This is a genomic window from Pseudomonas sp. MF08831 (assembly GCF_059862645.1).
Map to the genome: position 1 here is coordinate 12,810 of NZ_JCBCUX010000002.1, position 24,802 is coordinate 37,611.

The following is a 24,802-nucleotide window of genomic DNA, read 5'->3' on the forward strand; positions in this document are numbered from 1 at the left end:
GTATCAGTCAATACCTGTGTCGACTGAAACACCGCTTTCGCGAGCACGCCCGCGCCCACAGTGGTGGTGTGCTGTTCCTCAGACTTCGGTCAGTTCTTCCAGCGTCTTGCCCTTCGTCTCCCGCCCAAATACCCACACCACCAGCGCCGCTACGGCAAAACACAGCGCGCCTAAGGCAAACACCCCGCCCTGCCCCGTTATCGGAAACACCAGCCCCGTTACCAACGGCCCGAGCAACGAGCCCACGCGACCAATCGCCGAAGCGAACCCGGAACCGGTTGCCCGCGCCGACGTGGGATACAGCTCAGGCGTGTAGGTGTACAGCACCGCCCACATGCCAAACAGAAAGAACTGCATCAACAGCCCCGACGTAATCAGCAGCCCCACGTTGCCGCCAAACACAGCGCTTTGCCCGTACACAAACGCCATCACGCCACCGCCCAGCAAGGTCACAACGCAGACCGGCTTGCGCCCCCAGCGCTCCACCAGCCAGGCGGCCATCAGAAACCCGGGAATCCCGCCCAGGGAAATGATCACCGTGTAGTACACCGACTGAGTGACCGCAAACCCCGATTGCTGCAACAACGCGCTCAACCAGGAGGTGAGCCCGTAGAAGCCGAGCAATGCAAAGAACCACACACTCCAGATCATCATCGTGCGTTGCCGATACTGCGGCGACCATAGCTGCTCAAACGCCGAGAAAAACGTCCCCGGCACGCTCTCAACCCGTGGCAGCGCAATTGGCGCAGGCAAGTCGGCGCGCCCCAGCGAAACGCGCACTTTTTGCTCGATACGCTGCAACACCTTATCCGCCGCCGCGTGCCGTCCGGCCTGCTCAAGCCAGCGCGGCGACTCCGGGATAAAAAACCGGATCGCCAACACAAACACCGCCGGTACTGCCAACACCAAGAAGATGTCACGCCAACCAATCACTGGCAGCAGGAAGTAAGACAGCACACCCGCCGCCACAAAACCCAACGGCCAGAAGCCATCCATCAGGGCGATGTAGCGCCCGCGCCCCTTGGCAGGAATCAACTCCGAAAGCATCGACTGCGCAATCGGAAACTCCATGCCCATGCCGATCCCCAGCAACACGCGAAACAGCGTCAGCGTCTCCACCGTCTGCGCCGTGGAACACAGGTAGCTGGCAACGCCCCACAACACGATGCTCCATTGGAACACTGGCTTGCGTCCAAACCGGTCCGCCAACATTCCGGATAAAGATGCACCGACCACCATGCCAAAAAAACTCGAACTGGCCAGCAACCCGGCCTGGGCCGTACTGAGGCCGAACTCGGTTTTGATCGACCCCAACAGGAAAGTCATCATCGCCAGGTCCATGGAGTCGAAGAAAAACGCCAGCGCGATGATGATGAAGATGATTCGGTGATAGCCGCTGATGGGCAACCGTTCCAGCCGTTCTGCTGCGCTATAGCCTTGCATGCCCATGCCGCACCCCCTGTATGAAAAATCCCCAAAGCGAGTGTGCGGTATCGTTTTGCCTGGTTATTGCTGGATGCGACCTGACTGAAACTCTGAGCGACCATTGCCTTCCTGGGGCGCGGCGAGGCGGTTGATTTCCCCAAGCCCGACGTCCGAGAACTGCAGGGCGTGGGACTCGTTGACCACGCTGACCCAGCCCGACTGCAAAAACAGCTGCAACAGCCCCGCCCCCAAAGCGCCCCCCAAGTGCGGTTGCTGCTGACTCCAGTCAAAGCAGTCGCACGCCAGGGGCGAGGCCAACGCGTGGGTGAAAATGCCCAGGCCTGCCAGGCGCTGCGCGCCTGTGACGGTGACCTCAGTACGTTGTTCATGACGGTCGATCCATCCCGCCTGAAACATGCGCTGGTAAAGCGCTGCGCCCAGTTCCCCGCCCAGGTGGCCATGGCATAACCGGGCTCGGCGCAACGACGCGGGCGCCACCAGCGCCGGCGGCACACCCTGCGGCGCACTGCGCACGGCGCTGGCCATGGTGGTACTGGCCAACGCGTCGATGGCAACGCTGACGTCAACGGCGGCGACACGAAACACGCGCTTGCCACGCTGGGCTTCAACCCGCAGCAAACCGCTTCCAGTCAGGCGCGACAAATGCGCGATCGCCGAAGCCGACGACAGCCCGGCCAGCATCGCCAGTTCCTCTGACGATTTCGCCGACCCGTCCATCAAGGCCCAAAGCATGGCGGTGCGCTTGGGCTCGCCGAGCAAGCTGGCGATGTGACTGATGCAGGGTGCTTCTTCCATGTATTCACTCCTTGTTAAACCATTTGTCTGCTGCGGTTGGAACCGAAGTATAGGGGCGCAAACCGCTCGTTCCGCGGCGTCTGACAGCGCGGATAGGGACAGGATCTGAGTGAAATTTCTTGCTTTGATGGAGGCTATTGCGCGGTGCTCAATCGCTCCGGCCATTGCGCAGTCAATGTCGCACAGCGGGCCACGAGCATTTCCCGCAACAGGTTGATGGGCTTGCTCAATTGCGCACGATGCGCGCACAGCAGGTTGAGCGGCGTGCGCTCACCGCGCAGCTCCGGCAGGATCACGCGCAGACGCCCGGCCAGCACGTCGCTGCTCACATCCAGCCAGGACTTGTAGGCGATACCGACACCCGCCACTGCCCAGCGCCGCACCACATCGGCGTCATCACTGAAGCGGTCGCCGCTCACCGTCAGGCTGACTTCACGCTTGCCATCGTGAAAACCCCAGTGGTCGTGTACGCGGCTGCCGAGCATGTACAGCAGGCAATTGTGTTGCGCCAATTGCTCCAGATGCCGCGGCTCGCCATGCCGTGCGAGGTAGCTGGGCGCGGCACACAGCACACGCCTGTTGTCCGGGGCGATGGGCAGCGCGATCAGGCTGGAGTCTTCAGGCTCGCCGTAACGCAGGGCGATATCCACCGGCTGGCGGAACAGGTCGGCGATCCGGTCGCCCAACAGCAGGCGCACGGTGAGTTGCGGGTACTCGCGCTGGAATTCATCGAGCCAGGGCAACAGTTGATTGCGCCCGAAATCCGACGGCGCCGACAGCTGCAGCACACCGCTGACATGGTCCTGGCCGCTGGCCAACAAGCGCCGCCCTTCGTCCAGCGAACTCAAGGCTGCGCGGGCATATTCCAGAAAGCCTTCACCTTCGGCGGTCAACCGCAGGCTGCGGGTAGAGCGCGCCAGCAACCGCGTGCCCAATTGCTCTTCGATGCGCTTGAGCGCCGCGCTGGCCACGGCGGGCGACAGGTCCATGACCCGCGCGGCAGCCGACAGACTGCCCAGGTCTGCCGCGCGCACAAACAACTGCAAATCATCAAAACGCAGCATGCATTACCGCCGATTATCAAAATTCTATTGAAACAGACTGCTGTTTTAGCGGGTTTTATCTTCACGGGAAATAGCCAATCATCTGCCCATCCCGTTCACCACGTGCCAGGAGTTGAATATGTCCACTGCCTTTAACGTCATCGCCACGCTGATCGCCAAACCCGGCCAAGGGGCAACCCTGGAGACCCTGCTGCGCGGTCTGCTGGAACCGACCCGCCTGGAAGCCGGTTGCGAGCAATACGACCTGCACCAGGACCTGCAACATCCCGAGACCTTCTACATGCTCGAACGCTGGAGCGATGACGCAGCGCTGGCCGACCACGACCAGAGCGCACACATCCAGAACTTCCGCGCCAAGGCCGCTGATGTGATCGAACACTTCGAACTCAAGCGCCTGAAATTTCTTGCCTGATCACTGCCCTTTTCCGGAGTCCCCATGAAAGCCATCGCCTACTACGCTGCACTGCCCATCACCGATCCAAACTCCCTGCAAGACATCGAGCTGCCGGAGCCAGTCGCCGGCCCGCGCGACCTGCTGGTGGAAGTCAAAGCCATCTCGGTCAACCCGGTGGACACCAAGGTGCGCCAGAACGTCGCCCCGGAAAACGGTGCCGCCAAGGTGCTGGGCTGGGACGTGGCGGGTGTGGTCAAGGCCGTTGGCAGTGAAGTGACCCTGTTCAAAGCCGGAGACAAGGTGTTCTACGCCGGCTCACTGGTCCGCCCGGGCGGCAACAGCGAACTGCACACCGTGGATGAGCGCATCGTCGGTCATATGCCCAAGAGCCTGGGGTTTGCCGACGCCGCCGCGCTGCCGCTGACCGCCATCACGGCCTGGGAGTTGCTGTTCGAACGCCTGCAAGTGCGTGAAGGCAAGGAAGATGAAGGCCAGAGCCTGCTGATCGTCGGCGCCGCCGGGGGTGTGGGTTCGATTCTGACCCAACTGGCCAGCCAGCTCACCGCACTGAAAGTCATCGGCACCGCGTCGCGTCCGCAAACCCAGGAATGGGCCAAGGCACTTGGCGCCGACCTGGTGATCGATCACAGCCAACCGCTGAGCGAAGCGCTGAAAAACGCCGGCCACCCACAGGTGACCCACGTCGCCAGCCTGACCCAGACCGATCATCACCTCGACCAGTTGGTGGAAGCCCTGGAGCCACAAGGCAAGCTGGCGTTGATCGACGATCCGAAGTCGCTGGATGTGAGCAAGCTCAAGCGCAAGAGCCTGTCGCTGCATTGGGAGTTCATGTACACGCGCTCGATGTTCGAGACGCCGGACATGATCGAACAGCACAACCTGCTCAACCGCGTGGCTCAACTGATCGACGCCGGCACCTTGAAAACCACGGTGGGCGAGCACTTTGGTGTGATCAATGCCGAGAACCTGCGCCGGGCGCACGCGCTGCTCGAAAGCGGTAAGGCCAAGGGCAAGATCGTGTTGGAAGGGTTTTAAAACGGTCTGACAGTGTCGTCCTTTATTCCTCTGAGTAATGGACGACGCCGCTAGTCAGAGAGTTGACCTTTGTCATATTTGTAAGCGCGTTCGGGTTTATATTGGCCGCCTTTGCCACGATTCTTTTACGTGAGGAAGTCAGCAATGAAGATCCTGATAAGAGCGTTAGCAAAATCCCCAGGCAACAAATGGCAGGTCAGCCTCGACGGCGACGCGTTCACCTTCCGCACTGAGGCCGAGGCCCGTGCCTTCGCCGACACCCTGCAAGCGCGCATCCAGGCGCCGCACCGCATTCCCCTCAGCCAGCAACGCTCCGCCGCTGGCTGATCCGCACCTCAGACCTGCGCTTGCACGGCCCTTGCCCGTTGCAGGCGCTGGGTCGACATCGCAATCGTTACGGCCAGTACACCGCACAAGCTGATGACCATCGCCATCGGCATTGCCGTGCCGTCGTGCAACACGCCGACCAGCGACGCCGCGCCCGCCGCCACACCAAACTGAATGCAGCCCAGCAGCGCCGAGGCGCTGCCGGCCCGTGCGCCCTGCCCGCTCATGGCGCAGGCCGAGGTGTTGGGCAAAATGCAGCCAAGGCTGGCGATGCAAATAAACAGCGGCACCAGCAACGGCCACAACGCGTCGGTGCGCAAGGCGGCAATGCCCAACAGCGACAGCGCCGCCGCCACATACACCCACACCGTGCGCGACAACAAAAACGCCGGGCCACGCTTGGCCAGCAACCGCGCATTGAGCTGCGCCACCAGGATAAAGCCGGCCGCGTTGGAGCCGAACAGCCAACCGTAATGTTCGGCAGGCACGCCGTAGAGCTTGATGAACACAAAGGGTGAGCCGGCAATGTAGGCAAACATCCCGGCAATCGAGATGCCGCCGGTCAGGGCGTAGCCCAGGTACACGCGGTCCGACAACAGCGCGCCGTAGCGGCGCAGCGAACCGGACAGTGGCTGGCGCGGCTGATGGGCCGGGAAGGTTTCCGGCAAGCCGACTGCCACGGCGATGGCTGCCATCACGCTGAATATCGACAGCGCCAGGAAAATCGACTGCCAGCCCCACAACCCGACCATCACGCCACCCGCCAACGGTGCGAGGATCGGCGCCAGGCCGGTGACCAGCATCAGTTGCGAATAAACCTTGGCTGAGCCCACGGCATCACATTTGTCGCTGACCACCGCACGGGAAATCACCATGCCCGCACACCCGCCGAGGGCTTGCACGAAGCGCGCGCCGATCAGCCAGTCCAGCGACGGCGCATACGCGCAGGCAAAGGAGGCGACGGTAAACAGCGTTACGCCACTGAGCAGCGGCACGCGCCGGCCAAAGCGGTCGGCCAGCGGCCCGTAGATCAATTGGCCGATGGCCAGACCGCCGAAATACACCGCCAACGTCAGCTGGATATGTTTTTCGTCGGTGGCGAACGCCGTGGCCATTGCCGGAAAGCCCGGCAAGTAAAAGTCGATCGCCAACGGCGCGAAGGCGCTCAAGGCGCCCAGGATCAGGATTATGCGGAGGTTCATCAGACACCCAAGTGAGTCGGCAGCCCGACAGTCTAGCCGCGCTTGGGTGCCATGAACATTACGTTAGCTCGCTAACTATCAGAAAACTCACGCGAGCTTGGCGCTGTAGCCTTCTTCGGTGATCAGCTCGATAACCTGCTCGGCAGACAAGCGACTTTCAACACCGACTTCCTTCGCCGCCAGGTTGACGTTGACGCTCGCCGCAGGGTCCTTGCTCTGCACCGCCTGGGTCACCGCCCGAACGCAATGGCCGCAGGTCATTCCTTCCACGTTGAATACTTGCATGACATGACTCCTTTGATGAGGTGGGCGCCAGTCTCGACCTTGCCACGATGGCAAGGTCAAGTTTCAAAAACATCCGCCGGGCTGGTATTCAGCCGCCGCCTCGGCCAAGCTTCATCCCTCTTGGATTTGAACCACGGAGCATTCGCCATGCGCTGGTCGTTTTTGGCCCTTATCGGCCTGTTGAGCTTGTCTGCCGCTGCGCCCATGGCCTTCGCCGATGAAGACTATGCGGTGCTGATCATCTCCCGCGAGCGTCTGGAAGTGCCGACCAGCTGCGAGATCGGCCTGTATATCCAGGACCAGTTGGCCGGGCGCCTGTTCCAGGAACAGGCCACGTCGTTCAACTTGCCGGCGGGCAACGTGTCACTGCGCTTGAAACTGCTGCCGGGCCAAGCCCCCGGCTGCTTGCCGGGCATGCTCGCGCCGCCCGCGCAGAACATCACGCTGAAGGCCGGTGATGTGCGCAAGTTGCGTATTGCCCAAGGCCCGGACGGCATGTACCTGAAACCCGCCGCCCTCGAATACTGAACACCTGCCTTGCCGGCCTCAGGTCCTTGTGTGCACGCCTGATTCACGGTCGTCATCGCCCGCCAGCCAACCGCCTGAGGCAAATAGCCCCTTGACCTTCCCCACAGGTCAAGGTTGATCCTAGGGGCATCGTCTTCTGGAGGACTGCCCCATGAATGGATCGACCACGTTTGAGCTGCCCATCAGCGGCATGACCTGTGCCAGCTGTGCCGGCCGTGTCGAGCGCGCGCTGGGCAAGGTGCCGGGAGTGCAACGTGTCAGCGTCAACCTGGCCAACGAACGCGCCCACGTCCAAGTGCTGGGCCAAATGGACCCCGGCGTACTGATCGCCGCCGTCGACAAGGCCGGCTACACCGCCAACCTGCCACAAAGCGAAACCACCACCGACGCCAATCAAGCCCAACGCCTGCATCGCGAGCGTTGGTCGCTGCTGTTGGCGATCGTGCTGGCCCTGCCGCTGGTGCTGCCGATGCTGGTGCAGCCCTTCGGCCTGCACTGGATGCTGCCCGCCTGGGTGCAGTTCGCCCTGGCTACGCCGGTGCAATTCATCTTGGGTGCGCGCTTCTACAGCGCCGCATGGAAAGCCGTGCGCGCTGGCGCCGGCAACATGGACCTGCTGGTCGCCATCGGCACCAGCGCCGGTTATGGCCTGAGCATTTATGAATGGCTCACCACGCCCGCTGGCAACATGCCACACCTGTACTTTGAAGCCTCGGCCGTAGTGATCGCGTTGGTGCTGCTCGGTAAATACCTGGAAAGCCGCGCCAAGCGCCAGACCGCCAGCGCCATCCGCGCCCTCGAAGCCTTGCGCCCGGAGCGGGCAATTCGAGTGCTGGACGGCCGCGAAGAAGACGTCGCCATCAGCGCGTTGAAGCTCGGCGACCGGGTGCTGGTCAAACCCGGCGAGCGCTTCCCGGTGGACGGTGAAGTGATGGAAGGCCAAAGCCATGCCGACGAGGCCTTGATCAGCGGCGAGAGCCTGCCGGTGCCGAAACAGCCCGGCGATAAGGTCACCGGCGGCGCCATCAACGGTGAAGGTCGGTTGCTGGTGCGTACCCAGGCGCTGGGCGCCGAAAGCGTGCTGGCACGCATCATTCGTCTGGTGGAAGACGCCCAGGCGGCGAAGGCACCGATCCAGAAACTGGTAGATAAGGTCAGCCAGGTGTTTGTGCCCGCCGTGCTGGTACTGGCGCTGATCACCCTGGTGGGCTGGTGGCTCTACGGTGCGCCGCTGGAAACCGCGATCATCAATGCCGTGGCGGTGCTGGTGATTGCGTGCCCGTGTGCGTTGGGCCTGGCCACGCCCACCGCGATCATGGCCGGCACCGGCGTCGCTGCGCGCCATGGCATCCTGATCAAAGACGCCGAAGCTCTGGAACGCGCCCATGCAGTCAGCGCCGTGGTCTTTGACAAGACCGGCACCCTCACCTCCGGCGCGCCGAAAATTGCGCATTTGGCAGCGGTGGATGGCAATGAGTCGCTGCTGCTGCAACGCGCCGGCGCACTGCAGCGTGGCAGCGAGCACCCGCTGGCCAAAGCCGTGCTGGATGCCTGCAACGCACAAGGCTTGAACGTGCCAGATGTGACGGCCAGCCAAGCGCTGAGCGGGCGCGGTATTGCGGGCACCCTCGACGGCCGACAACTGGCGTTGGGCAATCGCCGGATGCTGGAAGAAAACGGCTTGAGCGCGGGTGACCTCGCGGCGTCCGCCAGCGCGTGGGAAGCCCAAGGGCGCACGTTGTCCTGGTTGATCGAACGAGGCGCGCAACCGCGCGTGCTGGGCCTGTTCGCCTTTGGCGATACGCTCAAGCCCGGCGCACTGGAGGCCGTGGAACAACTCAGGGCCCGGCACATCAGCTGCCACTTGCTCACCGGCGACAACCGCGGCAGCGCCCGTGTGGTGGCCGAGGCACTGGGCATCGACGATGTACACGCCGAAGTACTTCCGGCCGACAAAGCCGCCATCGTCGCGCAGCTGAAAAAGACCGGCCCAGTGGCGATGGTCGGCGACGGCATCAACGACGCTCCGGCCCTGGCAGCTGCCGATATCGGCATCGCCATGGGAGGCGGCACCGACGTGGCGATGCACGCGGCGGGCATCACCTTGATGCGCGGCGACCCGCGCCTGGTGCCGGCCGCGCTGGAGATCAGCCGCAAGACCTATGCAAAAATCCGCCAGAACCTGTTCTGGGCCTTTGTGTATAACTTGATCGGCATCCCACTGGCGGCATTCGGCTTGCTCAACCCGGTGCTGGCGGGCGCGGCCATGGCCCTGTCCAGCGTCAGTGTGGTGAGCAATGCGTTACTGTTGAAAACCTGGAAGCCCAAGGATTTGGAGGATCAACGCCCATGAACATCGGCCAAGCCGCCCGTCAGAGCGGGCTGAGCGCAAAGATGATTCGTTACTACGAATCCATCGGCCTGCTTAAAGCCGCCCACCGCACCGACAGCGGTTACCGCGTGTACGGCAGCGACGACTTGCACACACTGGCGTTTATCAAACGCTCGCGGGATCTGGGGTTTTCGCTGGAGGAAGTCGGCAAGCTGCTGACCTTGTGGCAAGACCGCCAGCGCGCCAGCGCCGATGTAAAAGCCTTGGCGCGCGAGCACATCGAGGCGTTGAACCAGAAGATTCTGGAGCTGGGGCAACTGCGCGACACATTGCAGGACCTGGTGGAGCACTGCCAGGGCGATCATCGGCCCGATTGCCCGATTCTCAAGGAGTTGGCGTCTGGCAGCTGTTGCGCCTGATCAATGCTGATCAGGCACCTCAGAACTAAATGTGGGAGCGGGTTTGCTCGCGAATGCGTAGTGTCAGTCATACATCATTTGACTGATCCATCGCATTCGCGAGCAAGCCCGCTCCCACGTCAGCTCTTCCCCAGGCCGAAGGCCCGTTGTTAGATCACTGCATCCAGGGCGGCGGCGGTTCTTCCGCGGTCTTGGTCGGTGGCGCATCATCCGCCGCGCGAATCGCTTGCTTGCGCTCTTCGTCCAACCGCGCCGCTTCAATCTCGCGAATAACACCGCCCACGTCCGCCAACTCTTCCGGCTCGTCGAACTCGCCGGTTAACGCGCTGGCCGGGTGCAAGGTGCCGGCTTCGTACAACGCCCACATTTCCTTGGCGTACTTGGTCTTCTTCAACTCCGGGGCAAAGCGCCCGAAGTAGGAAGCCATGTTGCCCACATCCCGCTCCAGCATGTTGAACGCGTGGTTGTTGCCCGCCGCATCCACCGCCTGAGGCAGGTCGATGATCACCGGGCCGGTCGGCGTGAGCAGCACGTTGAACTCGGACAGGTCACCGTGCACCAGACCGGTACACAGCATCAGCACGATCTGGGAAATCAGGAAGGCGTGGTATTCACGCGCCTGGTCCGGCTCCAGCGTCACGTCATTCAGACGTGGCGCCGCATCGCCGTACTCGTCGGCCACCAGTTCCATCAACAGCACGCCTTCAAGGAAGTCGTACGGCTTGGGCACGCGAACGCCCGCACCGGCGAGGCGGAACAGCGCCGCCACTTCGGCGTTCTGCCAGGCATCTTCGGTTTCTTTCTTGCCGAACTTGGAGCCTTTGGCCATGGCCCGGGCCTGGCGGCTGTTACGGACCTTACGGCCTTCCTGGTATTCGGACGCCTGACGAAAACTTCGTTTGTTCGCCTCCTTGTAAACCTTGGCGCAACGCAATTCGTTGCCGCAGCGCACCACATAAACAGCTGCTTCTTTACCACTCATGAGTGGGCGCAGCACTTCGTCGACCAGACCGTCTTCGATCAGGGGTTCAATGCGTTTAGGAGTCTTCATCAGCTTTTATTGTGGGTCCTTTATTACCAAACACGCGTATGGCACTCGTTATACGGCAATCGGCTCGCCTCGGGGAGAGGCTAGCGACCTTTGGCACTCAAGAATGCATCCAATATGCCAATTTTTCTGCGCAACTCAGCGCTCGATAATCGCCGTCACGCCCTGCCCGCCCGCGGCGCAGATCGAAATCAGCCCACGGCCCTTGCCCGCCGCGTCCAGCAGCTTGGCCAGGTTGGCGACAATGCGCCCGCCGGTGGCCGCAAACGGATGCCCGGCAGCCAATGAACTGCCCTTGACGTTGAGCCGGCTGCGGTCGATGGCGCCCAGCGGCGCGTCCAGCCCAAGACGGGTTTTGCAGTATTCAGGGTCTTCCCAGGCTTTGAGCGTGCACAACACTTGGGCAGCGAACGCTTCGTGAATCTCGTAGTAATCAAAGTCCTGCAGCGTCAGGCCATTGCGAGCCAGCAAACGGGGCACGGCGTACACCGGCGCCATCAGTAGGCCTTCGGCGCCGTTGACGAAATCCACGGCCGCCGCTTCGCCATCGCGCAGGTACGCCAGGATCGGCAAGCCGCGCTCCTTGGCCCAGGCTTCACTGCCCAGCAGCACCAACGAGGCGCCATCGGTCAGCGGCGTGGAATTGCCGGCCGTGAGCGTGCCCTTCTCGCTGCGCTCGAACACCGGTTTGAGGCTGGCGAGTTTTTCCAGGGTCAGGTCCGGGCGCAGGTTGTTGTCGCGGGTCAGGCCGAGAAAGGGCGTGAGCAAATCGTTGTGCCAGCCTTCGGCGTAGGACGCGGCCATTTTCTGATGGCTTTCAAGCGCCAACTGGTCTTGTTCGGCGCGGGGAATCTGCCAGGTCTGCGCCATCAACTCGCAGTGTTGACCCATCGACAGCCCCGTGCGCGGTTCGCCGTTGCGCGGCAGTTCCGGTTTGAGGTGATGGGGACGAAGTTGTAACAAGACTTTTAATTTGTCCGTCATGGACTTGCTGCGGTTGGCCTGCAGCAGGATCTTGCGCAGGCCTTCATTGACACCGATCGGCGCGTCGGACGTGGTGTCGACGCCACCGGCGATCCCGCACTCTATCTGCCCCAGGGCGATCTTGTTGGCCACCAGCAACGCCGCCTCAAGCCCGGTGCCGCAGGCCTGTTGAATATCGTAGGCCGGGGTTTGCGGCGAGAGGCGCGAACCCAGCACGCATTCGCGCGTGAGGTTGAAGTCGCGGGAATGCTTGAGCACCGCACCCGCGGCCACTTCGCCAATGCGCAGGCCGTGCAGGTTGTAGCGTTCGATCAGGCCTTCCAGGGCTGCGGTCAACATCGCCTGGTTACTCGCCGTGGCATACGGGCCGTTGGATCGGGCGAAGGGGATGCGATTACCGCCAATGATCGCTACACGGCGCAATTGAGTCATGGAAAGCTCCCTGAAGGTTGTGGGTGGAATCATCCAGCCTAGCCTAGGCTGATCGAACGACTACCGCACCGGGGTGGTCAACCCTTTGAACCCCAGCCTTCGGAGAGCGTTCCATGTCTGACCGTTATATCGACTTCGCCAACTCAAGCCTCGGCCATCGCGTGGTCGCCGCCATTGGCCTGCCGTCACCGGTACGCCTGGAACGCTGGCAGGCCGGGCGCCTGCGCCCGGTGGAAGGCGCGCTGCTGCTGGGCGGCGGCGCACTGGCGGCCAACGTGCTGCCGTTTGCCAATAAACTCACGGACGCTATTTACAGTTACGGTGCCGCACCGCTGACCGCACCTGCCTGGATCCCCGGACACGGCCCCAAGCTCAAGGCCGTGGTGTTCGACGCCAGCGACCTGCAGCACACCGATCAGCTCAAGCAACTGCGGGAATTTTTTCAGCCGCTGCTGAAGAATCTCGACCACAGCGCGCACCTGGTGATTCTTGGCCGAGCGCCGGAAAGCCTCAGCGATCCTTTTGCAGCCAGTGCACAGCGTGCCCTGGAGGGTTTCAGTCGCTCGCTGGCCAAGGAGCTGCGCAGCGGCGGCGTGTTGCAATTGTTGTATGTGGGCGAAGGTGCCGAGGACCAGCTGGAAGGCGCGTTGCGGTTTTTCCTGTCGCCTAAAAGCGCCTACATCTCTGGCCAGGTGATCCGCCTGCAAGCCTGTGCCACGCCGGTCGAGGATTGGACTCGCCCGTTGGCCGGGCGCAAGGCGCTGGTCACCGGCGCGGCGCGTGGGATTGGCGCCTCGATCGCCGAAACCCTGGCGCGCGACGGCGCCGAGGTGATCGTGCTTGATGTGCCGCAGGCCAAGGCCGATCTCGACGCCCTCGCTGCACGCCTGGGCGCCCGCACCGTGGTGCTGGATATTTGCGCCGAAGACGCGGCAACGCAATTGATCGAACACCTGCCGGACGGCATCGACATCGTGGTGCACAACGCCGGCATCACCCGCGACAAAACCCTGGCCAATATGACCCCGGAATACTGGGACGCGGTGCTGGCGGTCAACCTCAACGCGCCGCAGGTGCTGACCAAGGCCCTGCTCGACAGCGGCACCCTGCACGACAACGGGCGCGTGGTGCTGCTGGCGTCCATCAGCGGCATCGCCGGCAATCGCGGGCAAACCAACTACGCCGCGAGCAAGGCCGGGCTGATCGGCCTGGCGCAGGCCTGGGCACCCTTGTTGAGCGAACGCGGGATCAGCATCAATGCCGTGGCGCCTGGCTTCATCGAAACCCAGATGACCGCGCACATTCCCTTCGCCCTGCGCGAGGCCGGGCGGCGCATGAGTTCACTGGGCCAGGGCGGCTTGCCGCAGGACGTGGCCGAGGCAGTGGCCTGGCTCGGCCAACCGGGTTCCGGAGCGGTCAGCGGCCAAGCGTTGCGGGTGTGTGGGCAAAGCCTGCTGGGAGCGTAAATATGGATTGGCAGACCTTAGGCACGACTCCGTTTCTACCGCCGCTGTACTGGCGTGCAGCGCTCAAGCGCAAGATCACCGGCAGCACCTTGCCCGAACAGGGATTGCGCTGCCGGGTAAGCGTCAATCCCAAGGCCGTGGCGGCCTATCGCAAGGTCTGCGGCTTTGCTGACAGCCCCATTCTGCCGGCCACTTACCCGCACATCCTGGCGTTCGGTTTGCAGATGCAATTGCTCACCGCAAAAAACTTCCCGTTCCCTTTGCTGGGGTTGATTCACCTGAGCAACCGTATTCGCATCCATCGCCCATTGGGCGCGGTCAGCGAGCTGACGGTGGCCGTGCATGCGCAAAATCTCAAGCCGCACGCCAAGGGTGCAACCTTTGAAGTGGTCACCACCGTCGAGGACGCCCTTGGCCTGCTGTGGGAAGCCGAAAGCCAGATGCTCTGCCGGGGCGTGAAGCTCGAAGGCGAGTCGGTAAGTGACGCTTTGCCCAGCCCCACGCAGGTCACCGAACTGACTCGCTGGAAAGCTCCCGCCGATATCGGCCGCCGCTATGCCCGGGTGTCGGGCGACTACAACCCGATTCACTTGAGCGCCCTAACCGCCAAGGTATTCGGCTTCCCCCAGGCGATCGCGCATGGACTTTGGAATACGGCACGCACCCTCGCGGCACTGGGTGAACACCTGCCTGCGGCCAATATTGAAATCGTGGTCGAGTTCAGAAAGCCGGTCCGCCTGCCCAGTAAAGTAACGTTGCTCGCCAGTGCGCCAGGTTCCAGTGGCGAGTTGCTGTTAACGGGCGCCGGCAACATTGAACACATGGTAGGAAAGTGGCAACCGATTGCGTGAATAACGCTGATTAATTGTATATATATAGCTTAAGTTATAGCGGACCTTTAAAGGTCCGCTTTTTTTATTCAAGCCTTTGATTTAAAACAGATATACCTCCCTTCTCTATACCTTTGGCATTAGTCGCTAAGCACTGACGGGCGACCCGTATATAAATCGTTAATACCAAGTTGAGCGTTGCGATAAAGAGTGCCCGGGTCTGTGATAACACCACGGACAAACGTATCGCTATCCCTAGAAGTAACGAGCGTTTGAAAACAACCAAGGTTGTACAGGTGCAAGGGAACTCAATCATGAAAACTCAAACTCAAGTAGTGCTATGGAAAGCAAGTACCGCGCTGGCCCTGATCATGGCGATGAGCCTCGGTGGCTGCAGCAGCGGTGGCGGTGGACATCACAGCAGCGTCGCCGCGTCGTCGCCTGACGCAGGCGCCGGAACCGGCACAGGTACCGGAGGCGGTACAGGCGGTGGCTCCGGTGGCGGCACTGGCGGCGGAACTGGCACTGGCGGCGGTACGGATGGAGGTACCGGTGGCGGCACCGGCGGCGGAACCGGCGGAGGTACCGGCGGTGGCACAGATGGCGGTACTGGTGGTGGTACTGGTGGCGGCACCGGCGGTGGCACTGGTGGCGGCACCGGCGGCGGAACTGGCGGTGGCACTGGCGGTGGCACTGGTGGCGGCACCGGCGGCGGAACTGGCGGTGGCACTGGTGGCGGCACCGGCGGCGGAACTGGCGGTGGCACTGGCGGTGGCACTGGCGGTGGCACTGGTGGCGGCACTGGCGGTGGTACTGGCGGTGGAACCGGCTCGATTACAACCCCACTGGTAACCGGCCAGATTGCGGGCACCCTGGGCACCACTGTGGGCAATGTCGGTACAGCGGTCGGTGAAATTGGCTCGACCTTGAACGGCGTACCTATCGTCGGCGTCACCGCTGGCGGCCTGGTGACCTCCGCCGGTAATGCGGTGACCAGCATCGGCAGCGGTGTGACGACCGGTCTGGGCTCATTGGGCACTGACAGCAACTCCCTGGGCAAAACAGTTGCCGGTGTGGCCAACGGCGTTGCCGACCTGGGCACCGGTGTTTCAGGCGCTGGCAAATCCCTGGGCACCACGCTGGGTGGCATCCCTGTTGTCGGCGGCCTGACCGGTGGTGTCGGCACTGCGGCGGGGGGGTTGGTGAATAACGTCGGTCAAGCGGTCACGATGCTCGGCGACACCCTCAGCACGTCCAGTACCACGGGCCCATTGGGTTCGCTGACTAACACCGTTGGCGGCAAAGTACTGGTGCCTGTGGTGTCCCTGGTTGAAAACACCACCGGCAACCTCGGCAAGGCAACGGGCCTGGGCAATCCGGTCAATGGTGTGCTGGATAAAGTTGGCGCCACTGTCACCGGCCTAGGCGGCCAGGTTGCCAGCGCCGGCGGCACCGGCAACCCGGTCACCACGATCGTCGGCGGTGCGCTGACCGGCGTCGGTGGCGTGCTCGACAAGTCGGGTGGTTATGTCGCCCCAGCCAGTGGCGCTGCGGCGCCTGGCTTGCCGGAGCTGGTGGGTGGCCTGGTGGCCAACGTGGGTAATGGTCTGAATGCCGGCAACACCAACGGCACTGTGAGTGCAGCGGGTGTAACCGGTGGCGCAGTGGGCAACACGGTCGCCTCGCTCGGCACTGTGCTGGGCGGCACCGGCGTCGCCAACACCGCCGCTACAGCGCCGGTGGCTGGCCTGGCCACTAACGTTGGTGCGGCACTCAATCCTGTGACGACCGGGGTTAGCACCTTGACGCAGAACATCGGCACCACCACAGGTGTCGGCGCTCCCGTCAACGGCCTGGTGACTCAAGTCGGCGGCGCAGTCAGCGGTATCGGCACCAACCTGACCGCTGCCAATGCCAACCCGATCACTAACGCTGTAGGCACCACCGTAACGGCCGTCGGCAACACCGTAGGCGCAGTGGGCGGCTTAGTCACCGGTGGCACCAGTGGCGCAAGTGGCAGTGGTGGCGGTCTGCTCGGTGGGCTGACTGTAGGCGCTGGCGCCAGCACTTCGGCCAGTGGCAGTGCAAGCACAGGCACAAGCGGCGGTCTGGGAGGTTTGCTGAACGGCCTGACCGGCAAAAAATAGAATTGCACCTGGCCGATTAGACGGCCTCCCCTACAGCGCCTACGCTTGGTTGAGACGAGAGACCCTTATAAGTCTCTCGTCTTTTTTATGGGCTGGCGTTAACGACTGCCGCGCCCTCCCGCACCGCGTCCAAGAACCGGCGGGCCCGAAACGCTGCTGCAGTTTGACCATGGAGTGTCCTATGCGCGTGTTGACGCCGTTGTTATTGCTTACCCTCAGTGCCTACGTCCAGGCCGAGACCCTTCCCAGCTTTCTTAACAGCAACGACACCATTCGCACCCTGCCGGTGCCTAACCTTCCCGCCGATGCCTATCGACCGGTCACACCACAGACCCAGGTGCCGCAGGCGCCTGCGACCCAGAACCAGCCCTTGCAGATGGACACCAAAGTCACCATCCGCAAGCTGCAGATCGAGGGCGGTACGGTCTACCCGCTGGCGGACACGGCCAAGGCCTACGCATCGCTGATTGGCCATGAGACCAACCTGGCGCAACTGATCGAAGCCACCCGCAGCATCACCCGCCGCTATCAGGACGACGGCTACCTGTTGTCCTACGCGTTCCTGCCGCAGCAGTCCTTCGAAAACGGCCTGGTGCGCGTGGTACTGGTGGAGGGCTACATCAAGGATTATCAGCAAAGCGGCGACATCGGCTCGGTGTCGGCCTACGTCGATAAACTCGCAGAAAAACTACTGGCTGAACGCCCTCTCACGCGCAAGACGTTCGAGCGCTATACCACCCTGATGGGCCGTATCCCCGGCGTAACCCTGCAAGCGCAAGTGCCACCGCCGGGCACCACGGATGGCGCCACGCACATGAACATCGAAGCCACACGCAAGCCGTTTACAACCAGCATGAGCCTGGTCGACGAAAACCGTGGCGGCACCCAAGCCTTGCTCACCGCCACCAGCAATGCCCAGACGTCCATGGGCGAACAGCTCAACGTCAGCGGCCTGTTCCCGCCGGGCGACGATAAAGAACACTACTACCGCGTGGGCTACAGCCAGTTCATCAACGCCGAGGGCAGCCAGTTGGTAGTGGGCGCCGAGCGCTACCGCGCCGACCCCAAAAGCAACATACAGCTGGACGGCGGCTTCGAACTCAAGCCGCATCAGGCGATCGATCGCTACACCATTGGCCTCAGCCATCCGCTGATTGCCTCACCCACCGAATCCTTGACCCTGGGCACACGCCTGTATGCCGTTGACCAGACCACGCGCTATCAACTGGTGGGCTACCCCAACCGTTTCGACATCGAAACCAACCTGCGCGCGCTGGCGTTCGAGGCCGACTGGCGCAAAGCCGACACTCGCCAATTACGCATCCTCAGCGCCGGCCTGTACCAAGGCATCAACGGTCTGGGGGCCACGACCCGCAGCGACCTGGAAGTCACCAAGCCTGACCTGGACTTCTTCCGCCTGCGCCTGTCCGGCGTGCAAAGCGACAAGTTTTTCGATAACTGGCAAGGCGTGCTGTCGGGGGCGTTCTACTGGAGCGACGACACCTTGCCCGACAGTGAACGCGCCACCTTCGGCGGGCAGAATTTCGGCCGCGGATATCCCGACGACCAAGCCTCGGGTGACAAGGGTTGGGGCGTGGCCTATGAGGTCAACTACAGCTTCAACCGTGCCGGCGACTGGGTGAAGGTTCTGCAACCCTACGTGGTTCTCGACCGCGCCAAAACCTGGTTCAACGAGCTGCCGGTCAAAGGAAACGACATGTCATCGGCGGCTGTGGGACTGCGCTTTGGCGACAACAAGTACTACAACATCGCCCTTGAAGCCGCCAAGCCGATGTCGGACATCGCCCTGGACAGCTTCAACCGGCGGCCACGGTATACGCTGAGTTTCAGCTATCAACTTTGAGTGTTTGCGGTAACAGCCGTGTTCCTGGCCAATGGACTTGTCTTTGGCCAGGGGGTTGGTCTGTAGCCAGTGGTTTGTCCTTAGCCAGTGGGTTGGTCTGTAGCCATTGGCTTTGTCTTTGGTCAGCGGGTTTGTCCGTGGCGAGCGGGCTTGCCCTGCGTTGGGTCGCGAAGCGGCCCTGACCTAGTCGCCGCATTTTCCCCTTCAAAACCGCGTTGGCAGGTTTAGGCGCCGCTTCGCAGCGCAACGCGGGGCAAGCCCGCTCGCCACAGGCAAGCCCGCTCGCCACGGACACGCCTCTCGCCGCAGAAAGCCCGCGCCTACAGTTTGTGTTTGATCAGCGGAAACAGGCTGTTGAGGGTATCGATCAACCGCACCAGATAGATGGGTTTGCGAAACAGGTCCAGCACCTGCAAGCGCAGCATGTCGCTCACGTCATCCATCTCGGCATGACCGGACATCACGATCACCGGCAAGTGTTGGCGATCGGTGTGTTCGCGCAGGCGCTTTATCAAGGAGATGCCACTTTCCTCAGGCATGCGCAGGTCAGTGATGACCAGCGCGATGTCGGGGTTCAGGGTCAGCTCCTGCAGCGCGTAGGTGACGGAGGTGGCGGTAAAACAAACGAAGCCCTCGTTCTCCAGCGACTCCGCCAGTTCTACGAGGGCATCTTCTTCGTCGTCCACCAACAGGATTTGTTGGCGAAAAGGTGCGGATGCAGCATTCATGGGTACTACCTAGCATTGCCAATCAATAACGAGCGTACTCACAGGATGCTGCCTGCAACTTACGTCGTGGTAATGGCGCTCTGAATTTTACCGAAGAAGATCGTGATCTGAGGCCCCAGTGTCGTGCCTGCGGCGAGTACAACCAGCGCCACAATGGCCACGAGGATGAGGTATTCAATCGCCGTCGCTCCCTCTTTATTGTGCAAGAGCAACTGAAGCTGAACATGCAGTTTCATCAACAGATCAAGTACCATCGTACTTCTCCTCTGGCGACTGAACGCCATAGCAAGGGATTGCACAGTCATTGTTTACGTTGTGGTAATCGCGGTCTGGATTTTGCCAAAGAACAACGTGATCTTCGGTCCTAGCGTAGTACCGGCTGCCAGTATCACCAACGCTACAATTGCCACGAGAATAAGGTATTCAATCGCCGTGGCGCCTTCCTTGCGATGAAAAAGCAGCTGGAGTTGAACGTGAAGTTTAATCAACAGATCAAGGATCATTGTACTGCTCCTTTGGCGACCAGGCGCCCTATCACGGTGTCCTGCACAGTAATTGCGATGTGCCATCTGAGCATTGTCAACAAACCCCACACTCACAACTGTAAGAACGGATTAATCACAAAGTAGTGGGTGCTTTGCTGACGCCTTAAATCCGTGATTTCAAAGGCTGAACCCGGCCCCACGAAGAAATCTTTCTGTCAGTAATGGCATTTCGTCCTAGCTGAACTACCTTCAAATAGCGAAATAGTTAGTCAGCTGTTCATAGCAGCCGGTTGCGTGATTGGCCTGTTCGGATAGACGGGCTGTGGTGCAACAGGAAAAGGAGAGCCGTCGTGAACACACGTCTGAGTATGATACTGGCTGGCGTGCTTTTGGTCGGCGCACTGTTTGCCGGTTATTGGGGATTGGTGCTCAGTCGTGAACCTGCCCCGGCGCCGCCACCGCCGCCCCAGACCGCGCCGGTCGAAAAGGCCGTCGCCGTGGTGGAAGACCAGACCCGCCAGCCGGTGGTCGTGCTGGCCCACGATGTCCCCCCCTTTGTCGCCCTGAATGCCGCCGACCTCAGTGTAGAAAAACTGCGCACGGTGCCAGCTGGCAGCATGACCAGTGTCGACCAGGCCATTGGCCGCACGCCCTGGCGCGCGTTGCAGGCCGGCACCTGGCTCAACGAAGAAAGCTTCACGCCTGGCGGGCCTTTGGCGCGCATGATCCGCCCCGACGAACGCGCCCTGGCGGTGGCCGTGGATGAAGTGATCGGCGCAGCCGGCCAGTTGAGTCCCGGCGACTACGTGGACGTGTTGCTCTATCTGCGCCAGGACACCGCCAACCTTGAACAGTCTGCCCAAGTGGTCGTCCCCGCCATGCGCTTGCTCAGCGTCGGCGACCAAATGGGCCTGACCAACGACGGCACTCCCGCCTCCCCGCCTGCGATGACCGCCGAAGAAAAAGCCCAACGCCGCGCGCCCTCGCGCACGGTTGTGCTGGCGGTGCCCGAGCAACTGTTGAGCCGGCTGATGCTCGCCTCCCAGGCCGGCACGTTGCGCCTGGCCGTGCGCAGTGCCGACGAACGCTTGCTGAGCCAGTACTGGGCCGGCGAAAGCGACGCACCGGGCAAGCTGCAAAGCGCCAACCGCGACCTCTATCAGTTCACGCAACTGGCCTTTGCCCAAGCCCCGAAAAAAGTCGCCCAGAGCGCTCCGCACCGCACCGGTGTGGAGGTGATTCGCGGCAACCAAGCAACCCAACAAACGCCTGATTGAACAAGGATGCTGTGCATGAGCCGACGTTTCGCACCGGTGTTCACGCTGAAAATTGCCTGTGCCCTGCTGCTGTCGAACCTGTCGGTGGGCGGGGCCGTGGCCGCCACCGGCAACTGCAGTAGCTTGGGCCAATTACCCGCAGCCCTTTCGGTGGGCGAAGGCCTGCAACAGGAGCTGCAATCACCGGTGGCGATCACGCGCCTGGCCATCGGCGATCCGAAAATCGCCGACGTGCACCTCAACGGCGATCGCGGTTTCCTGCTGACCGGCATCGCCTCCGGCACCACCAGCCTGATGGTCTGGACCGCCTGCTCCAACACGCCGCGCCAGAGCATGGTGTTCGTCAAAGGTAAGGCCACAGCGGCGCTGACCAGTCTGTCACTGGCACCCGCGGATGACCCCTCGCTGCCCAGCCAGGTGCAGACCGACATCCGCTTTGTCGAGGTCAGCCGCACCAAACTCAAGGAAGCCAGCACCAAGATCCTGGGCATGGGCAAGAACTTCTTCCTCGGCAGCCCCAACCTGTTATTTCCCACGCCCAGCACCTTCAAGCTGCCGGTGAGCGCTGACCAGTTCAACATCGGCTTTGGCGGCGGGCGTGTCTCGGCGATGATCAACGCCCTGGAAAGCAGCGGTTTTGCCTACACCCTGGCACGCCCAAGCCTGGTGGCCATGAGCGGGCAAAGCGCGACCTTCCTCGCCGGGGGCGAGATCCCGATCCCGGTGCCCAGCAGTGGCAGTGACACCATCTCGATCGAGTACAAAGAGTTCGGCATTCGCCTGACCCTGACCCCCACCGTCATCGACCGCAACCGGATTTCCCTCAAGGTGGCGCCGGAAGTCAGCGAGCTGGACTACACCAACGCCGTGGTCATTCAAAACATCCAGGTACCGGCGCTGACCATCCGCCGCACCGACACCAGCGTGTCCCTGGCCGATGGCGAAAGCTTCGTGATCAGCGGCCTGATCAGCAGCAACAACACCACCAACATCAGCAAGTTTCCGGGCCTGGGCGACATCCCGATCCTGGGCGCGTTCTTTCGCGATTCCTCGGTCAACCGCCAGGACAAAGAGCTGCTGATGATCGTCACGCCGCACCTGGTTCAGCCGCTGGCCGCCAACGCTCAACTGCCGTCGTTGCCTGGCGAGAACCTGCGTAACTACGACCCGAACTGGTACCGCCTGTACTTCCTGGAAAACGGTAATTTCGACCGCAACAATGGGTTGTCACAATGAGCGATAGCCTGAGCCAGACCTTTCTGGCAATCACCCGCAACACCACTGATCTTGAGTGGCTGCAGGGCGCGCTGGCACCGCTTGGTCAAGTGGTCAGTGCCGGCAGCGGTACGCTGGACGAGTTACTGGCGCTGGTCGATGTGACCTTCGCCAACCTGGTGTTTGTCGGCCTCGACCGCGAGCATGTGGTGGCCCAGAGCGCGCTGATCGAAGGCGCGCTGGAAGCCAAGCCGATGCTGGCCATCGTCGCCCTCGGTGACGGCATGGACAACCAGTTGGTGCTCAATGCGATGCGCGCCGGGGCGCGGGATTTTGTCGCCTATGGTTCACGCTCCAGCGAGGTGGCCGGGCTGGTGCGCCGCCTGAGTAAACGCCTGCCGCCCGTGACCACCAACGCCCAACTGGGCGGCCTCACGGTGCTGTACGGCACTCAAAGCAATGCCGACGGCGCCCTGCTCGCAGGTCACTTGGCGCTGGTTGTACAAAAGAGCGGCCAGCAAACCCTGCTGCTGGACCTGGGCCTGCCACGCGGTGACAGCCTGGCGCTGCTGGGGCTGGAAAGCTCGTTCAATTTTGGCGATGCCCTGCGCCACCTGCGGCGGCTGGACGCGACCTTGATCAACAGCGCCTTCACCTCTGCCGAGGACGGCCTGCGCATCCTCGCCTACGCCCCCAACGATGAGCCCCTGGAGCAGACCAGCGCTGCCGAGCTGTACATGCTGCTCAGCGCCCTGCGCCAGCACTTCCAGCACATCGTGGTCAACCTCGCCGGCCAGCAGGACAGTGAAGCGCTGCGCACCTTTGTCAGCCACTGCGACAAGCTGCTGTGGTGCACCGATCAAAGCGTACTCGACTGCCGTCGCAACCTCGCGATACTCAACCAGTGGCGCGAAAAAGGCATGAAACTGGAGCACGCCAAGCTGCTGGTCGATCGCTATATCAAAAGCTGCGCGCCCGATTCCGAGGCGCTGGGAAAGAGCTTCGGGCTGGAGGTAATCGCCGTGTTGCCATTGAGCCCGGAAGTACGCCTGAATGCGAAAAACCAGGGCCAGACCTTATTCGCCCTGGCCCCGCGAGAACCGCTGACCCTTGGCCTGAAAACCCTGGGCGAACGCCTGGCAAAACGCTCCGAAGGCATGAAAAAACAATCTCATAACTGGCTTGACCGCCTGCTGGGCACCGGCAAATGAACGGCGAAAAACTCTTCGGCGCCCCCGCTCGCGGCATCGGTGGCAACACCGACCACGATGGGCTCAAGTTGGTGCTGCATCGGTACATCATCGATGCCATCGAAGAGTCGGGCAAGAATCTGCTGGAAGGCTCACGCCCGCTGCTGGCGCAATTTGTCATCGACAAAGTGGCCGAATACATCAACCGCATGCACCTGGCGATCTCGCGCTATGAAATGGAGCGCCTGGCCGAAGAAATCGTCGATGAACTGACCGGTTTCGGCCCACTGGAAGTGCTGCTGCGCGACCCGTCGGTGACGGAAATCCTGGTCAACGGCCCCCACCGGGTGTTTATCGAGCGTGACGGTTTGCTGCATCAAAGTGACCTGCGCTTTATCGACTCGCACCACGTGGAGCGCGTCATGCAGCGCATCCTCGCGCCTCTGGGCCGGCGTCTGGACGAGTCCTCGCCCATGGTGGATGCGCGCTTGCCCGATGGCAGCCGGGTCAACGCGATCATCCCGCCGATTGCCCTGGACGGGCCGTGCCTGTCGATTCGGAAATTTCGCAAGGACATGCTCAAGAGCAGCGACCTGGTGGCCATGCAGACCATCGACCAGAATATCTTCGACTTCTTCCAGGAAGCGGTGGGCAAGCGCTGCAACATCCTCATCAGCGGCGGCACCGGCACCGGTAAAACCACGCTGCTGAATATTCTCAGTCAGCTGATCAACCCGCATGAGCGGCTCGTCACCATCGAAGATGTGGCCGAACTGCAACTGGGTCACCCTCACGTCGTGCGCCTGGAAACCCGCCCGCCGAACGCCGAGGGCCATGGTGAGGTGAAAGCCAGCGACCTGATCCGCAACGCCCTGCGGATGCGCCCCGACCGCATCATTCTGGGTGAGATTCGCGGCGTGGAAGTGCTTGATGTACTGACCGCCATGAACACCGGCCACGACGGTTCCATGAGTACCGTGCACGCCAACAACGCGGCAGACGCGTTGCTGCGCCTGGAAACCCTGGTGGGCTTGACCGGCCGTGTGGTGGCGGAGAAAACCCTGCGACAAATGATCTGTGCGGCGCTGGACGTGGTGATTCAACTGACCCGCCTGCCGGACGGCCGCCGTTGCGTCAGCGAAGTGGTCGAGGTGGTGGGCATCCGTGAAGACGTGTACGTGACCAACACCCTGTTCCGCCATGACCGGCGCACCGGCTTCGGCTTCCTGCGCGAGGCGGTCAACCCGGCCGGTGAAAAACTGCGCCGCGAACCGTTACTGCCTTGAAG

General features: G+C 62.2%; 24 protein-coding genes. 14 read left to right on the forward strand and 10 right to left on the reverse strand.

From position 1 onward, the window contains the following. Positions 1-78: 78 nt before the first annotated feature. The 3 genes from AC19YS_RS03500 to vimR all read right to left on the reverse strand — a co-directional run bounded on the left by AC19YS_RS03500 (position 79) and on the right by vimR (position 3,305). On the reverse strand, positions 79-1,449 hold the full coding sequence (locus tag AC19YS_RS03500; RefSeq protein WP_106577743.1) for an MFS transporter: 1,371 nt from the start codon (positions 1,447-1,449) through the stop codon (positions 79-81). Between the two features lie 57 nt (positions 1,450-1,506). Further along, positions 1,507-2,241 (reverse strand): ArsR/SmtB family transcription factor, encoded by a 735-nt coding sequence (locus AC19YS_RS03505; RefSeq protein ID WP_500600945.1) that lies wholly within the window; start codon positions 2,239-2,241, stop codon positions 1,507-1,509. 134 nt (positions 2,242-2,375) lie between these two features. Continuing rightward, positions 2,376-3,305: a transcription regulator VimR gene (vimR, locus tag AC19YS_RS03510; RefSeq protein ID WP_124416343.1), complete on the reverse strand. Its 930-nt coding sequence runs from the start codon at positions 3,303-3,305 to the stop codon at positions 2,376-2,378. A 118-nt stretch (positions 3,306-3,423) separates the two neighbouring features. Between vimR and AC19YS_RS03515 the strand changes: the two genes are divergently transcribed. The 3 genes from AC19YS_RS03515 (at position 3,424) to AC19YS_RS03525 (ending at position 5,082) form a co-directional block, all read left to right on the forward strand. Continuing rightward, entirely contained in the window at positions 3,424-3,717 is a 294-nt protein-coding gene (locus tag AC19YS_RS03515; RefSeq protein ID WP_119737745.1) for a putative quinol monooxygenase, read from the forward strand. Positions 3,718-3,741: 24 nt separating this feature from the next. Next, a complete protein-coding gene (locus AC19YS_RS03520; RefSeq protein WP_124416342.1) occupies positions 3,742-4,755 on the forward strand; it encodes a zinc-binding alcohol dehydrogenase family protein in 1,014 nt (337 codons plus the stop codon). Positions 4,756-4,899: 144 nt separating this feature from the next. Further along, on the forward strand, positions 4,900-5,082 hold the full coding sequence (locus AC19YS_RS03525; RefSeq protein ID WP_106577738.1) for a hypothetical protein: 183 nt from the start codon (positions 4,900-4,902) through the stop codon (positions 5,080-5,082). An 8-nt stretch (positions 5,083-5,090) separates the two neighbouring features. On the opposite strand, the gene AC19YS_RS03530 is transcribed toward AC19YS_RS03525, so the two are convergent. Both AC19YS_RS03530 and AC19YS_RS03535 read right to left on the reverse strand, forming a co-directional pair. Next, positions 5,091-6,284, reverse strand: coding sequence for a multidrug effflux MFS transporter (locus tag AC19YS_RS03530; protein WP_106577737.1), 1,194 nt, complete (start codon positions 6,282-6,284; stop codon positions 5,091-5,093). 87 nt (positions 6,285-6,371) lie between these two features. Then, complete coding sequence (locus AC19YS_RS03535) at positions 6,372-6,569, reverse strand: heavy-metal-associated domain-containing protein (RefSeq protein WP_106577736.1); 198 nt, start codon at positions 6,567-6,569, stop codon at positions 6,372-6,374. Positions 6,570-6,716: 147 nt separating this feature from the next. On the opposite strand from AC19YS_RS03535, the gene AC19YS_RS03540 reads away from it, so the two are divergent. The 3 genes from AC19YS_RS03540 to cueR all read left to right on the forward strand — a co-directional run bounded on the left by AC19YS_RS03540 (position 6,717) and on the right by cueR (position 9,848). Next, positions 6,717-7,097: a hypothetical protein gene (locus AC19YS_RS03540; RefSeq protein ID WP_106577735.1), complete on the forward strand. Its 381-nt coding sequence runs from the start codon at positions 6,717-6,719 to the stop codon at positions 7,095-7,097. Positions 7,098-7,248: 151 nt separating this feature from the next. Then, positions 7,249-9,450, forward strand: coding sequence for a heavy metal translocating P-type ATPase (locus AC19YS_RS03545; RefSeq protein ID WP_500600947.1), 2,202 nt, complete (start codon positions 7,249-7,251; stop codon positions 9,448-9,450). Next, positions 9,447-9,848, forward strand: coding sequence for a Cu(I)-responsive transcriptional regulator (cueR, locus tag AC19YS_RS03550; RefSeq protein WP_106577733.1), 402 nt, complete (start codon positions 9,447-9,449; stop codon positions 9,846-9,848). The genes AC19YS_RS03545 and cueR overlap by 4 nt, the downstream gene beginning before the upstream one ends. Before the next feature lie 154 nt (positions 9,849-10,002). Here cueR and AC19YS_RS03555 read toward each other — a convergent pair whose 3' ends face one another. Then, positions 10,003-10,899, reverse strand: coding sequence for a PA4780 family RIO1-like protein kinase (locus AC19YS_RS03555; RefSeq protein ID WP_106577732.1), 897 nt, complete (start codon positions 10,897-10,899; stop codon positions 10,003-10,005). A gap of 135 nt (positions 10,900-11,034) precedes the next feature. Then, on the reverse strand, positions 11,035-12,312 hold the full coding sequence (locus AC19YS_RS03560) for an acetyl-CoA C-acetyltransferase (RefSeq protein WP_500600949.1): 1,278 nt from the start codon (positions 12,310-12,312) through the stop codon (positions 11,035-11,037). A 113-nt stretch (positions 12,313-12,425) separates the two neighbouring features. On the opposite strand from AC19YS_RS03560, the gene AC19YS_RS03565 reads away from it, so the two are divergent. From AC19YS_RS03565 to AC19YS_RS03580, 4 genes are all read left to right on the forward strand, one after another. Next, positions 12,426-13,778 (forward strand): 3-oxoacyl-ACP reductase, encoded by a 1,353-nt coding sequence (locus AC19YS_RS03565; protein ID WP_500600951.1) that lies wholly within the window; start codon positions 12,426-12,428, stop codon positions 13,776-13,778. Between the two features lie 2 nt (positions 13,779-13,780). Then, positions 13,781-14,629 carry a MaoC family dehydratase gene (locus tag AC19YS_RS03570; protein WP_500600953.1) on the forward strand — a complete coding sequence of 283 codons (849 nt, stop codon included), beginning with the start codon at positions 13,781-13,783 and terminating at the stop codon, positions 14,627-14,629. A gap of 293 nt (positions 14,630-14,922) precedes the next feature. After that, positions 14,923-16,755 carry a collagen-like triple helix repeat-containing protein gene (locus AC19YS_RS03575; RefSeq protein WP_500600955.1) on the forward strand — a complete coding sequence of 611 codons (1,833 nt, stop codon included), beginning with the start codon at positions 14,923-14,925 and terminating at the stop codon, positions 16,753-16,755. Positions 16,756-16,936: 181 nt separating this feature from the next. Beyond that, on the forward strand, positions 16,937-18,619 hold the full coding sequence (locus AC19YS_RS03580) for a ShlB/FhaC/HecB family hemolysin secretion/activation protein (RefSeq protein ID WP_200625626.1): 1,683 nt from the start codon (positions 16,937-16,939) through the stop codon (positions 18,617-18,619). 320 nt (positions 18,620-18,939) lie between these two features. On the opposite strand, the gene AC19YS_RS03585 is transcribed toward AC19YS_RS03580, so the two are convergent. From AC19YS_RS03585 to AC19YS_RS03595, 3 genes are read right to left on the reverse strand one after another with little or no spacing between them, the layout of a single operon-like run. Continuing rightward, the gene (locus tag AC19YS_RS03585) at positions 18,940-19,347 is read right to left on the reverse strand and encodes a response regulator (protein ID WP_200624071.1); all 408 of its coding nucleotides are present in this window, start codon (positions 19,345-19,347) and stop codon (positions 18,940-18,942) included. A gap of 59 nt (positions 19,348-19,406) precedes the next feature. Next, positions 19,407-19,601: a Flp family type IVb pilin gene (locus AC19YS_RS03590; RefSeq protein ID WP_106577726.1), complete on the reverse strand. Its 195-nt coding sequence runs from the start codon at positions 19,599-19,601 to the stop codon at positions 19,407-19,409. A 54-nt stretch (positions 19,602-19,655) separates the two neighbouring features. Continuing rightward, positions 19,656-19,850: a Flp family type IVb pilin gene (locus tag AC19YS_RS03595; protein ID WP_106577725.1), complete on the reverse strand. Its 195-nt coding sequence runs from the start codon at positions 19,848-19,850 to the stop codon at positions 19,656-19,658. Between the two features lie 332 nt (positions 19,851-20,182). On the opposite strand from AC19YS_RS03595, the gene cpaB reads away from it, so the two are divergent. From cpaB to AC19YS_RS03615, 4 genes are read left to right on the forward strand one after another with little or no spacing between them, the layout of a single operon-like run. Further along, the gene (cpaB, locus tag AC19YS_RS03600) at positions 20,183-21,109 is read left to right on the forward strand and encodes a Flp pilus assembly protein CpaB (RefSeq protein ID WP_106577724.1); all 927 of its coding nucleotides are present in this window, start codon (positions 20,183-20,185) and stop codon (positions 21,107-21,109) included. A 15-nt stretch (positions 21,110-21,124) separates the two neighbouring features. Continuing rightward, a complete protein-coding gene (locus AC19YS_RS03605; RefSeq protein ID WP_106577723.1) occupies positions 21,125-22,345 on the forward strand; it encodes a type II and III secretion system protein family protein in 1,221 nt (406 codons plus the stop codon). Beyond that, a complete protein-coding gene (locus tag AC19YS_RS03610; protein WP_200624070.1) occupies positions 22,342-23,535 on the forward strand; it encodes a CpaE/TadZ family protein in 1,194 nt (397 codons plus the stop codon). The genes AC19YS_RS03605 and AC19YS_RS03610 overlap by 4 nt, the downstream gene beginning before the upstream one ends. Next, positions 23,532-24,800, forward strand: coding sequence for a TadA family conjugal transfer-associated ATPase (locus AC19YS_RS03615; protein WP_106577721.1), 1,269 nt, complete (start codon positions 23,532-23,534; stop codon positions 24,798-24,800). Before AC19YS_RS03610 ends, AC19YS_RS03615 begins: the two co-directional genes overlap by 4 nt. Positions 24,801-24,802 lie beyond the last annotated feature (2 nt).